The organism is Maribacter sp. Asnod1-A12, assembly GCF_045063735.1.
Lineage (GTDB): Bacteria > Bacteroidota > Bacteroidia > Flavobacteriales > Flavobacteriaceae > Maribacter.
Genome location: NZ_JBEFNZ010000006.1, coordinates 1,683,771 through 1,697,484, shown reverse-complemented (window position 1 = coordinate 1,697,484; position 13,714 = coordinate 1,683,771). Strand labels below are relative to the sequence as shown.

Here is a 13,714-nt window from a genome sequence, read left to right as displayed (position 1 = left end):
TACAAAAGTTTAATAAAAGGATTCTATGAAAATACCTGAAATAAAACTTATTCCGCAACCCGAAACAGATGAAGCCAAAAAGGCTTTGGGTTATGAATGGAATAAAGAAGCAGGCACTAGGCATAAACTAGGTGGGAAACCAGACGGTTTAAGTGAGGAAATGTATCCGAAATGTGTTTCATGTAATTCAAAAATGACCTTTTACGCTCAAATAGATTCTATTGGTGATAAATACGATTTAGCCGATTGTATGGTAATACATCAATTTGTCTGTTTCGATTGCTTTGAGGTAAGCTGTCAGTTAACACAAACAATAGTTTAATTAAAGGATAGATAACCATTAAAATCCGCTTGTTTACAATGAGTTAGACACCCTACCGTACATTTTCGCTCCGATGGGCTTCATACCCCATCACCAAGCGGTTCTTAAATTTCAAACTTATGCTAATCCTATAAAAAGACTAATTACAAATTCCAATTTTCAATTTTCTCAAATTATTATGCAAAGTAAATATCATTTAATATATTAATTTTCAATCTTTTACCTGTATAAAATGACATAATATCATACTTGACATAATTCAAATAAAAACTCGGCAGGTACCTATAATACGTAGGATCCGGATTGGGAGCATTATAATACCCCAATCTTCCTCTTCTATATATTCCAGTTTGAAAGCCCAAGCCGGCATTGACACGTAGATTTTCAGATTCGTGGTGATAGTTTAAAAGAAATAATGGTTCACGAATATGACGCTCTCTTGAGTTTCTGATTTTACCGTTTTGAATACCTGTATATGGATTATATCTATTTCCTTGAATCTCTTGTACTTCTTCTGTTATTGCAGATGAACGCCCCCTTCTATTTGATGCAACAATTGCTGTAGCGGAAATGGTATTTTTATCGTTTATCAAATACTCCATTGAGCCGTAAACCGAATAAGAATCATATAATGTACCTTCTATGTAACCTTCTTTAGCCCACCGTCTAGAAGCCGAAACAATATAGGCAAGTTTATCTTTTTTAACTCCAGAGTTATAGGTTGCCATAAGCCTGCCACTATATGTTCTATTTGAAACCGAAGAGGACAATCTTGTACCAGGTCTTAAGCCCGAAGGCCTTAAATCAATATTTGTATTACCCAATACACCACCAAAAGTAAAGTCAGCAGCATTTAAACCGTTTGCATATTGTTGATTTCTTATAACGTCATTTAATCCACCCCAATTATTCCATTGAGGCCTGCCGTCATACATTTTATTCATAGGTAAACCGTTGAGATGTACTTCTCCATATTGTGAGTCATAACCTCTAATTCGAAAAAAAGCTTGACCAAAATCAAAAGCAGCCCTATTAAGGAAAATATCTTTTGTAGATTGTAATAGGGCAAGTGCATTAGAATTGATTTCATCATCCAACAACTCATCATCTGTGATATTGACTAAATTAATTGATTTTTCAACCGTAATATCACGTTCTAAAATAATTACACCAAGATCAATTTCATGGTTATTAAGAATTAAAGGAATTCTTTTTACAACGAAATCCGGCGAAGATATCTGAAGGATATAGTCACCTACCTTTAGCGTTTCCAAGTAAAATTCACCTAAATTATTTGAATTTGCCAATACTATTTCACCTTCTAAAAATATTTCCGCATCAACAATTACCTCCGCTTTCAACCTATCTTTGACCGTACCAGAAATAGTAGATATATTTTGCGCACGAAGACAGCAAATTTTAAATAACAATAAAAAAATTAAGATATACTTGATAACCCTTAAACTTAAAACCTTATTAATGAGCTCTTAAGATACAATTTAAGAAATTATTAACATTAAAATATCGTATACTCGCTTATTACTAGGTCAAAATACCAAACCAATGCACTTACTATCTTTTGTTTTACTTTTTATCCCCTTTCTCACATTTAGTCAAAATGCTAACACCTATCAAATTAGAACAATTGCTTTTTACAACTTAGAAAACCTATTTGACACAAAAAATGACAGTTTAATTTTTGATGATGACCGCACGCCAGAAGGTAAAGACAAATGGACAGAAGAGCGTTATTCATTAAAAATTGAACATATGTCTAAAGTAATCTCTGAAATTGGTACAGATGATAATAAAACCCCACCAGATGTCATCGGTGTTTGTGAAGTAGAAAACTTAAAGGTCATAGAAGATTTAGTCTACCACCCTAACTTAGCGAAATTTAATTATGGTATTGTACATTATGACTCGCCCGACGAACGTGGTATAGACGTAGCTTTACTTTATAAGAAAAGCGCCTTTGTTCCTGTAAATTTTAATAGTCACAGATTATTACTATTTAATCTAGAAGGTAAACGAGATTACACTAGAGACCAACTTATTGTTGAAGGTTTATTGGATAACGAGAAAGTATATTTCATGGTCAACCATTGGCCTTCTAGAAGTGGCGGTGAAGCTAGAAGCAGACCATTTAGATTAGAAGCTGCAAAACTTAATAAACGAATTATAGATTCCGTTCAAAGACAAGATGTAAAAGCTAAGATAATAAGTATGGGAGATTTTAATGACGACCCTATAGATCCTAGCTTTAAAAAAATTCTAGAGGTAAAAAAGAATTACAAAAATTTAGACTCCACGAGCTTATACGGACCCATGGAAAAATTATTCAGAAAAGGCAAGGGTTCTTTAGCGTATAGAGACCGGTGGAATTTGTTCGACCAACTATATATGACTGCTAGTTTTATAGATAAAGAAAAAATGGGTTATAGTTTTTGGAAGGTAGGTATATTTACTCCTTCATATTTAATGGACACAAAAGGAAAATATAAAGGATACCCACTAAGAACCTACGCAGGGGGAAGTTACATTGGCGGTTATAGTGATCACTTCCCGGTTTATATATACCTCATTAGAAAAGCAAAATAGGGGAATCAGAATTTTAAAATTCTGATTCCCCTATCATAAAAAGATTACTTCCAAGTATTAGTTAAGCCATTGTCCCCAAGGAATTCTACTTAAAATAAGTAGCAATCCTAAACTATAGAAAATGGCAATACTCTTAAATTTCTTGTTACCTTCTACAAACTTCTTATGTCTTGACCAACCAACTGTTATTAAAGCAATGGCCAATATATTGATAAAGGGATGCTCAACTGCCAATAAACGGGCTGCAGAGGTTAAACCGCCCATACCAAACTCTTGTATAGCATTAAGACCACTTGGCGAAACAAAGTAAAGTACTAGCCCTATCAATAATTGAATGTGGCATAAAATAAGTGCAAAAAGGCTTAATCTAAGATCTTTGCCCATATTAAAGATTCGCTTTGCTAAAAGACCTGAAATAGCATTAATAACTGCTAATACTAATACAGCCAGTGCTATATATGCCAGGTAAGAATGCAGCATGTGAATAGTTTCGTACATAGTTCTAATTTTAAGTTTTAAAAGTACTGAATTTTGCTTGTAAAAACTATGTCTAAATAGACATGGTTACATCTTAATTACTCCCATTTATTCTCTGCATCGTTACCTCCCCAGATCAATGTCGCAAAATAAGGATTGTCAATGAAAGGATTTCTATTGCCTTGAGCAGCATAAATAACATTGTTTCGTTGTTCTTCAAAACTTGAAACAGGATCAACAATATTCCATTCTAAAAAAAGGTCGATATCACCAACTCGACTAAAAGGCTCACCGTATCTAACATTTAAATACAATACCATTCTAGCTACATCGCCACGCCAATCATCACCTGGATACCAACTATTATTATTCACCAAGGTATATGACCCACTACCTTCTGCAAAACGGTAATTTAATCTTTCAGAATTTACTTCGGCATCTGCAACTCTTAAATGGTGTAAATCAGAAACAGCATCTTCTGAACTTAATAACGATTGAGGATAAATATGTTCTGTATTAAACGTTTGTGGAGAGTAGGGGTTACTATCTGAAGTATACTCTTCCCAATATCTACTTTCACCAGAATACATTAAAATTACATTATCTTGATTATCCAAATCAGCATCGGCATTATATAAAAAATTATGTCGTTGACCATATGATAATATAGTTGTATGCATAGCTTTTGTATGAGATTCAAGTTCATCGAATAAAATATCGCTACTATTAGTAAATACCACTTCATTATAATAATCTTGCAACTCTGAAGGAATAGAAAAACTTATTGGCTGAACTACTGTTACCGTAACCATGCCTGTTGAGCAATCAGTTTGCCCACCATTAAAACAAAATGTATAAGAAAAATTTTCCTCACCTTCAAAATCGGGCAATGCAGTATAACTTATTATTCCTTCATCACTTAATTCTAAAGTACCTTGAAGCGACGAATCATCTATTGAGATAATTTCTACCTCATCTAAAAGTAAGTCATTCTCTAAAACATCTAATATATAGGTTTCACCATCTTCTACGACATTGAAAATATCATCGTTAGCAATAGAATCTCCATTACCTTCAACTGTAACCGTAACAATTGCGGTAGAACAATTAGGTACAGTTAAAGCATCGCATATCGTATAAGTAAAGCTATCTGTACCTGTAAAATCAGAGGCTGGAGTATAAAAGAAAGTACTGTTTTGAGTTTCAATTATGGTTCCTCCATTTTGTGAAATATTATCAAACTCAACAATCGCTGCTTGATTATTAAGCTCATCATTATCAAGAACATTTAAAGATATAGCAATATTTATTGAAGTAACAGCAACATCATTTTCTGCTACAGGCAGTTCAATTACATCAACATCGCTATCACTACTACAGCTTGACATTACTAGAATTCCAAGAAATATATATAAGTACTTCATAATAACTGAAAAATTTAAAAACAAAAAACCTCTCATTTGAGAGGTTTTTAATATACGATTAATTTAAAATATTATTCAACATATACCCAAACACCATCTGTCTTAATGACGGTGAATGTTTCTATGGCACTAGAACCATTATAAACATCAATAGATAAAAGGTATTTTTGACCTTCTGCCGCACTCGAATCTATATTGTCAAGTAATATATTGAATGCTGCCAAAAGAGCTTCGTCGGTCCAAGTAGTACTACCACCTTGTCTATTAAAGTTACCGAACGAATTTAAGTTAGCTGCAGCGCTAGGAAACAATTCAGCTAATGAGGCATCGGCTCCTAAGGTTGCATAGTCTGCAGATAGTAAAGAATAGGCAATAGTATTATCTGGTTCCCATTCTCCATTTGAAAATCCGTACTGGAAAGAAGTTTCAATAACATCTGGAGTCAATTCCCATTTGTCGCCATCAAAAATACTTACTCCGTACTTAGTACTTGTTGATCCGTTATAAAATTCATATTGAACAGGAGCAACATCACCAGCCTGAGCAAATGGATATAAAGATTCTAAAAATATATCTAACTTATAGATTGAACCACTATCAAAATTACCATAACCTTGTTCTAAAACTTCATAATCTTCATCAGAAAAAACATAAGGATTTTCCCAATCTCCATTATTTTTAACTACGATCGCCGTTGTTTCTACAAGAACTACATTTGGTTCAGAACTTGAACTAACATAGCTACCACCTATATACTCTACGACTATAGTTTCAGTATAGTTAAAACCACCATCATAGATATCAAAAGTAGGAACATAAATATCTCCCTCAGACCCCATTGGTAATATTACATTCATAGCTTCAATTACCATCTCATCTGACCAATATGCGTCATTATCAGATCTTCTTTCAAAATTTCCAAAATCTGCCATACTTGCAGTCGCTTCTGGGTAGGCACCGCTCAGTGCAGTTGCTATCGACTGATAGTCATCAAAAGTCAATACATATTGGTTGTCAATATCTTCAACATTATATGTTAGTTCAACAAAAGTACCATTACTTGCTGTTTCGTAATTAGTAGCCAAATAACTATCAATATCATTGATACCTGTTAAGACTTCAGTAGTACTAATAGATTCTAATACTGTCGTTGCTTCTAAATTATAAGTTACCTCGACTAAAGAACCTTCTCCCCAAATAGGATAAGTATCTGCCAAAAAACTAGGTATAACCAAATTTGCCAGATCTTGAGAAGCAAAGTACTCTACAGAATCTAATTCCGCAGCATACAATTCATAATCTTCATCGGTTAGTGTATATGTTTCAACGCCTACGATAAAATCTTTGCTCGCTATTTGCTGCGCATCCAAATCATCATTAATATCTTCTAATGGATCACAACTAACGAATAGTGTTCCTATAATTGCTATATAATAAAATGCTTTTTTCATTTTAATTTTTTTTAAAAGTTAATTTTTGCACCAAGACTAAAAGTTCTGCCGAAACCATAATATACTAATGCTGTTTCAGCAACAGAACCTGCTCCATCTTGCGCGTCTGTAACATACCTAGTATCAAAAACATTATTCATTCTTGCAGTAACTGTTGTATTGAAAGATCCAAAATTAAAACCGTGCGTAATTGCGGTATCAAATAAACCATATGCCGGTAACTCCCATGCATCTGGCGCTCCTTCTACTCCACGATCACTTGGGTCGAAATCTGCATATAAATTGTCGTAATAATTGTAATCAACTATAAGTTTGGTTTGTGGAGCAAAATCATAATTTAAACCTACAGCCAATGTAGTTTGTGCTGCATCTCCTACATGTAGATCCTTAATAAAAAGATTTACTGTTTCTACCAAATTTTGATCTTCATCAAGAATATTAACATCGGCAACATCACTATCCCATCTCCAGTCACCTAGAGAAAGCATACCTGTTACACTTAGCTTATCTGTTGCTCTATAATTGAAATCAACTTCTATACCTTGGTGAATAGCATTTACACCTAAAATGTTTGCAAAAGCTGCTGTTCCATCAGGTTGTTGAAAAGATACCGTTTCGGTTCTATCGTTCCAAGCAGTTCTATATAGGTTAATATTACCTGATAATTTAGATGTACGATAACCATAACCTAACTCATAACTTGTAATTTTTTGATTCTCGGCATCTGCATTAATATTTTCATTATTATAGTTTTGAAATACCGCATCAAAATCTGCAGCTTTTTCAAAATAACCTACATTGGCGAATACATTATGTTTTTCATCAATTCTATAGTTTGCACCACCTTTAGCACTATAACCAAAGAAATTGTATCGATCCGTTTCTTGTAATGGATCTGAATCTAAATAGTTAAAATAATCTACTCTTTTATATCCTGTATTCGATGCTGCAAGAGATATAAAAGTGTTCACTTTGTCATTTACATCATACTCCAATTGAGCAAAAGCACCAAGCCAGCCAACTAAACCGTCATTAAAATAATCTCTTTTGTCACCTACTTGCAAAATTGCATTTGGATTATTTACATCAGCATCACCTAATGCATATTGAGCACCTAATAAATCAGTTACTTCAGAAAAATGAATTCCTTTATAATCTCTAAAATCAAGACCACCTAAAAACACTAAATTATCTGATAAATTTGTCTTCAACGTAGATAAAACACCATACCAGTTATGGTCGTTACGAGAAGCTCTTAAATAGGTTTCAGCACCATTTGCACCTGCTGCAATATTTTCATCAACAATTTGATCAAAATCTATAGTACCATATAAACCATTTCTATATTCACTAAAACCCGTATCATCAAAAGAGAATTTGTTTGTACCGGCATAACCGCCGCCACCTCCAGAACCGAAAGATGCATAAGCAACTGTAGAAAGGTTGGTGTTTTCGTTAATTGTCCAGTAATGATTTAATGACATTTGTGGCTTGTTGTAGAAATTATCTTCTTGATGTGTAACCTGACCATCTTTGTAACCCCAGTCAGCATTAAATTTTCTACCACTTTCACTATTTCTATACGTCTGTATTAGTTGACGATTTTGTCTTTGACCGTGTCTTTGAGCTGCCCCAAAAGCACTAAATGACAATTCATGTGATTCGTTTATCTCTTTAGAAATATTTAAAAAATAAGAAACACCAGAAAATTCTGTTCCATCTACATAACCACGTCCTTCGGTATTAGCTGCCGAAACCGTAACAGCAAAACCATTATTTAAAAGACCTGTTGAATATGTAGCACCATATTTTTGATAACCATCATTACCTACAGAAGTAATTATATTTCCTCCCTCTTCAGCGTCAGTTGTCTTTGTCACAACATTAATTGTTCCTCCAATTGAAGGCACTGCTATTTTTGACGCTCCTAAACCTCTCTGCACTTGCATAGTTCTTGTCACATCACCTAGACCAGCCCAGTTAGACCAATAAACAGCACCATTCTCCATATCATTAACAGGAATACCGTTTATCATTACCGCAACATTTTCAGAACTAAAACCTCTAATATTAACTCTACCATCACCAAAACCACCACCAGATTTTGTCGCATAAATACCAGGTGTAGATTTTAAAATTTCAGGAAATTCTTGAGTTCCTAATTTCAATTCAATTTCATCGGCCTTTATAGTAGAAACTGCTACCGGAGTTTTACGATCAACAGCTAAAGAATATGTTGTAACAACAACTTCATCTAAAGCATTTGCATCTGGCAATAATGATATTGTACCTAAATTACCACCTGAACTAGTAAATGAAATCTCTTTGCTTGTAAAACCAATATAAGATACGATTAGAGTTCCTGATTCAGAGTTTGGTTGGATTGTAAATTTTCCGTCAAAATCTGTAGAAGTCCCATTTGTGGTGCCTTTTACCATTACCGTAGCGCCCGGCAAAGGAGTATTAGCTTCGCCGTCTAGAACAACGCCTGTCATTGAACTTTGTGAAAAAGCAGTTACGGTCATTAAAAATGCCGCTAATGCAAAATACATTTTTTTCATTTTCTTCGAGTATTTGTTAGTTTTTTAACTTGCTGCAAAAGTCAATTATTTTTAAACCTTCAACGTTAAGAGAACGTTAAATCAGCCTTGCAAAAATACCCAAAAACTTTACATAATTGAATTGAAAATGAAATAGTTACCCTTTTTAGAGGATCTTTATCGTATTAAAAATTATTTCTTAAAATATTGTAAAAGTCGCAGCGTAGAGCTATCATGATCAGAAATTTCTGAATTTTTTATATCATCAAGAATAGTACCAGCCAACTGTTTTCCTAACTCAACACCCCATTGATCATAACTAAATATGTTCCATATAATACCTTGTACAAATATTTTATGCTCGTAAAACGCTATCAATGAACCTAATGACTTAGGAGTTAATTTTTCTATCAGTATTGTATTGGTAGGCTTGTTACCGGCAAACACTTTAAAAGGCGCAAGACTGTTAATTTCTTCTTCAGATAAATTTTTAACTTTTAGCTCAGCAATTACCTCTTCTTTAGTCTTTCCATTCATTAAAGCTTCTGTTTGCGCAAAGTAATTTGCCATTAATTTATCATGATGGTCCTTATCGCCATGTAATGAATGTTTAAATCCAATAAAATCTGTTGGTATCAACTTAGTACCTTGATGTATCAATTGAAAAAAGGCATGCTGAGAATTGGTACCCGGTTCTCCCCAAATAATAGTACCTGTTTCATAACCAACTGTATTGCCAGCCCTATCTACACTCTTACCATTACTCTCCATAATGCCTTGCTGTAAATAAGCAGAGAATCTACTTAAATACTGTGCATAAGGAATAATAGCTTCTGTTTCTGCACCATAAAAATTATTGTACCAAACACTAACCAAGGCCATAATTACAGGTATGTTCTCTGAAAAATCAGTTTCCCTAAAATGTACGTCCGTTTCATTGGCTCCTTCCAACAAAGCATCGAAATTCTCATAACCAACAGCCAGGGCAATAGTTAAACCCACTGCGCTCCATAATGAGAATCTACCACCTACCCAGTCCCACATTGGGAATACGTTTGCTGCATCTATACCGAATTCAGCTATTTTCTCGGTGTTGGTAGACACTGCAGCAAAGTGCTTTGCAATGTCTTCTTGTGTTCCATGGTTTAAAAACCACTTTTTAATAGTAGTTGCATTACTCAACGTTTCTTGAGTTGTAAAGGTTTTAGAAACCACCACGAACAGAGTTGTCTCAGGATCTAATGTCTTTAAAACTTCATGAACATGATCACCATCTACATTACTAACAAAATGAATGGACAAATGATTCTTATAAAATTTTAAAGCTTCGGTCACCATTGCCGGTCCTAAATCTGAACCACCAATACCAATGTTAACTACATCTGTAAAGGCTTTACCCGTATATCCTTTTAAATCTCCGTTGATTACCGAATCCGTAAATTCTTTGATATGCTCTTTTACTTCATAGATTTCTGGCATTACATTTTCGCCGTCAACTAAAACCACATCATCTTTCTTAGCACGTAGTGCAGTATGAAGTACAGCTCTGCCTTCTGTCTCGTTAATTAAATCTCCACCAAAATAATCTTTGATAGCACCTTTTAAATTCACCTCATCCGCTAACTTTAACAACATTTGCATGGTCTCTTCAGAGATTCTGTTCTTAGAATAGTCGAACAAGAAATCATTCCACTGTAGTGTAAACTTTTCAGCCCTTTTTGCATCCGAAGAAAACAAACTTCTTAGATGCTCGCCTTTAGTTTCTTCATAATGTGCCGTTAGTTTATTCCAAATATCAGTTTGCTGTGGGTTTATTTTATTTAGTGCCATTTTCTTGATTAAGTGTTAGTAAATCCTCGTCTTCTTCAATTAAAACTTTTGGATAGATTATACAATCCAACTGTTCTTTATATGTTGAAATATATGCGAAATATTCTTCTTTTAACGAATCATGCAACGGTTCTGCTTGTGGTAACTCCTCTTTTAAAGGGTCTACTTGTCTTCCATTTTTCCAGAAACGATAACATACATGTGGTCCTCCTGTATTTCCCGTCATACCGATCCATCCTATAACATCTCCTTGACGTACAAATTCTCCCTTTTTAACTTTTTGAGCTTTCATATGAAGATACTGGGTAGAATACGTACCGTTATGTCTGATCTTTACATATTTACCGTTACCACCTCTTCTTGTTGATTCTACTACAGTACCATCTGCAGTTGCCATAATTGGTGTTCCAATAGGTGCGGCATAATCCGTACCCTTATGTGGGCGCAATTTATAACCGTAGTACTTTATTCTTCGTTTAAGATTATACCTAGATGATAACCTACCGTACTCTACCGGCATTCTTAAAAAAGTTCTCCTTAGGTTGTTTGCATTTTCATCGAAATAATCAACCAAACTTCTTAATGAATCGTTTTCATAAGCAAAAGCATAAATAGGTTTACCATTATGCTCAAAAAATGCGGCTTCAATTGGCTCTGCACCGGCATACACCGTATCGTTTATGAATTTCTCATTATAGATAATCTTGAATTTATCATTCTTTTGTAATCTTGAAAAATCTATTGTCCATGCATATACATTTGCAAGGTTGTGCGTAACATTATAATCTACACCTTGCTCTAATATGGCTTCTGACAAACTAGATTCTATGACCCCAGAAACTTCTCTTTGAACGAACTTAACCTTGTTCTTGTCTTTATAGACTTTTACACTATCTCGTAAATCTATTACAGTATAGTTTATTGGATCGTTCTCATAAATAAATACTTGAGCTTGCGCCGTAGTATCTTTAGATTGTAAAATAGTATATGGTTTCCCTACGCGAATCTTACGCACATCAAAACTGTCTTTAAAATTCTCTGAAACAGCAAGAACTTTTGGATAATCTACTTTGTTATCCTGCATTAACTCACCAAAACTATCTCCATATTTTACGGTATCTAATTTAACATGGAATTCATCTAAATTAAAACCAAATCTTTCATTGATTTCCGGTATTTCCGCGACCTTTAGGTCTTGAGCTATATCTTTCTTCTCATTATCGGCGTCTTTGCATGATGCAATTACTGTTAATGCCAATAATACCCCCCAATACTTCTGCATTATTCTACTCTTGATTTATCTGGATTCAACATATGGTCTACCCATTGTTTACCCCAATTGTTTAATTCTTGTTCTGTATATAATTCTGGAAAAAAAACGATTTTTTGAAAACTAGGTGGCAAATACTCTTTCCAATTGGTACCACCCGTTGCATCAATATCCCCAGTGTCTCTTCTCAAATATCTATGAGCCGATCCCATGTGCATTAACTGCCAATTTATATTGGCATTTACATCTAAAGTCTTCAACCCATCCACTAGGGCTTTATCCTCTCTCTGTTCTTTGGGTAAACTTAAGTATTTATGATATATTGTGGCATTTTCAACCTGTTTTGCTATTCTTATTAACCTAGGCGTATACCTATACTCAAACTGCTTTAAGGTCAAGGTTTTTTCACCCGTATCTTTATCTGTAGCACCTTTTTTCCAATAGATACGTTCGTATAATTCTTCTACAGTAGATTCTGATAAAAATTGAGCTCTTTCTGAAACATGAATCAAATTTTCTAAAGGTGTAGCATATAATTCAATCATTCTAAATTGTGCAGATTGAAAGCCACTTGCAGGCAACAATGCCATACGATACTGTAAAAACTGTTCACGCTCCATACCTTTTATCATTACACTGAATGAAGATATCAGAACTTTATAATAGCTATTAACCCTTCTAACTTTTTCTATAAAAAAATCTAAGTTGTCGCTTTTGTCATCTACTAATTGTTTTTGCTCGTGCAAAATTAGCTTAAAGTACAGCTCGGTAATTTGATGATACATGATGAAAATCTCTTCATCTGGGAAATGTGTTCTTGGTACTTGTAGACTTAATAAGGTATCTAGATGAATATAATCCCAATAGGTAAGATAACGTTGGTGCAATAAACCGTCTAAATAAGAGCTGATATCTTGCCCTGAATCTTTGTATTTTTCTTCTAATTTAGAGATTTGGGATTTGATCTTCTCTTTATCTTCCATTTAGGGTCTAGTCCATTATAATTTTAAACTGATGTTTGAGACCATTATACCCATCAATATCTGCTTTTATGGCTCCTACCGCTAAATCTGCTTTAATTCTTATCGGAATTCTATTGTCATCATTTGACACCCATAAAGATAAACTTTCCTGCTCTTTGAAAACACGACCAGATTGAACCAAAGGTCTAAATTTTAAGCATTCTACCTTACCATATTTTGTATTCAAAACCTCTGTTCCTAAATATTTAAGTTTAAAGTCAAAAATACCATCATCATCATAAAGCATTTTCAGAGTTATAGCTTTTCCTATTTCAAGGTCCTCTGTTTTATAGTTGTTCCTTAAAAAATAAAAAGCGGATATTAAATCTTGTATATTGTTCTCTAATGTAAAATTAAGCTTTTTCTTGTTTTTCTTATCATTAAGTTCTGCTTTAGATGTATTATGATCAAAGTTTATCTCAACATCTTTGGTATAACCACCTTCATCAATTTTACGAACAAATCTATATGGTTTACCATCTTGTTTATCAAAATAGCTCTCATAAGTATCATCGACCTTAAAAAACCAACTTGCTACCCCTGTTGTTTCTCCATGACCTACCACATGGTATACAGACTTATCGTTAATAGTCGCAGAATTTACCTGCAAAGTGGCAAAACTTGCGTTTAGAAAACCATAGTGCATTCTAAATTTTAACCATTCCCCTGTTTTAAAAGCAGATTGGGAACCTTGACCCTGCACGCCAAAAAATGAAAAGAAAAGGGCGATTAAAATTATTTTTTTCATATTCGGTAGTTTAATGTAAAAATAGTAAT

11 protein-coding genes are annotated in these 13,714 nt (G+C 33.9%); 2 read left to right on the top strand and 9 right to left on the bottom strand.

Features of this window, described 5'->3' with window-relative positions; translation table 11 throughout:
- Positions 1-25 precede the first annotated feature (25 nt).
- A complete protein-coding gene (locus tag ACJJVP_RS07205) occupies positions 26-322 on the top strand; it encodes a hypothetical protein (protein ID WP_405412168.1) in 297 nt (98 codons plus the stop codon).
- A gap of 176 nt (positions 323-498) precedes the next feature.
- Here the strand turns inward: ACJJVP_RS07205 and ACJJVP_RS07200 are convergent, their stop codons facing one another.
- The gene (locus tag ACJJVP_RS07200) at positions 499-1,752 is read right to left on the bottom strand and encodes a hypothetical protein (protein ID WP_405412167.1); all 1,254 of its coding nucleotides are present in this window, start codon (positions 1,750-1,752) and stop codon (positions 499-501) included.
- Positions 1,753-1,885: 133 nt separating this feature from the next.
- On the opposite strand from ACJJVP_RS07200, the gene ACJJVP_RS07195 reads away from it, so the two are divergent.
- Positions 1,886-2,923 carry an endonuclease/exonuclease/phosphatase family protein gene (locus tag ACJJVP_RS07195; RefSeq protein WP_405412165.1) on the top strand — a complete coding sequence of 346 codons (1,038 nt, stop codon included), beginning with the start codon at positions 1,886-1,888 and terminating at the stop codon, positions 2,921-2,923.
- A gap of 57 nt (positions 2,924-2,980) precedes the next feature.
- Here the strand turns inward: ACJJVP_RS07195 and ACJJVP_RS07190 are convergent, their stop codons facing one another.
- The 8 genes from ACJJVP_RS07190 to ACJJVP_RS07155 form a co-directional block, all read right to left on the bottom strand.
- Positions 2,981-3,421 (bottom strand): hypothetical protein, encoded by a 441-nt coding sequence (locus ACJJVP_RS07190; protein ID WP_405412162.1) that lies wholly within the window; start codon positions 3,419-3,421, stop codon positions 2,981-2,983.
- A 77-nt stretch (positions 3,422-3,498) separates the two neighbouring features.
- Positions 3,499-4,824 (bottom strand): endonuclease, encoded by a 1,326-nt coding sequence (locus tag ACJJVP_RS07185; RefSeq protein ID WP_405412160.1) that lies wholly within the window; start codon positions 4,822-4,824, stop codon positions 3,499-3,501.
- A 71-nt stretch (positions 4,825-4,895) separates the two neighbouring features.
- The gene (locus ACJJVP_RS07180) at positions 4,896-6,275 is read right to left on the bottom strand and encodes a hypothetical protein (protein WP_405412159.1); all 1,380 of its coding nucleotides are present in this window, start codon (positions 6,273-6,275) and stop codon (positions 4,896-4,898) included.
- A gap of 11 nt (positions 6,276-6,286) precedes the next feature.
- On the bottom strand, positions 6,287-8,836 hold the full coding sequence (locus ACJJVP_RS07175) for a TonB-dependent receptor (RefSeq protein ID WP_405412156.1): 2,550 nt from the start codon (positions 8,834-8,836) through the stop codon (positions 6,287-6,289).
- Between the two features lie 171 nt (positions 8,837-9,007).
- The gene (gene pgi, locus ACJJVP_RS07170) at positions 9,008-10,645 is read right to left on the bottom strand and encodes a glucose-6-phosphate isomerase (RefSeq protein ID WP_405412154.1); all 1,638 of its coding nucleotides are present in this window, start codon (positions 10,643-10,645) and stop codon (positions 9,008-9,010) included.
- Positions 10,632-11,927 (bottom strand): peptidoglycan DD-metalloendopeptidase family protein, encoded by a 1,296-nt coding sequence (locus tag ACJJVP_RS07165; RefSeq protein ID WP_405412152.1) that lies wholly within the window; start codon positions 11,925-11,927, stop codon positions 10,632-10,634. The genes pgi and ACJJVP_RS07165 overlap by 14 nt, the downstream gene beginning before the upstream one ends.
- Positions 11,927-12,898 (bottom strand): tryptophan 2,3-dioxygenase family protein, encoded by a 972-nt coding sequence (locus tag ACJJVP_RS07160; protein WP_405412150.1) that lies wholly within the window; start codon positions 12,896-12,898, stop codon positions 11,927-11,929. The genes ACJJVP_RS07165 and ACJJVP_RS07160 overlap by 1 nt, the downstream gene beginning before the upstream one ends.
- 7 nt (positions 12,899-12,905) lie before the next feature.
- Positions 12,906-13,685, bottom strand: a complete 780-nt coding sequence (locus ACJJVP_RS07155) for a DUF3108 domain-containing protein (protein WP_405412148.1) — start codon at positions 13,683-13,685, stop codon at positions 12,906-12,908.
- Positions 13,686-13,714 lie beyond the last annotated feature (29 nt).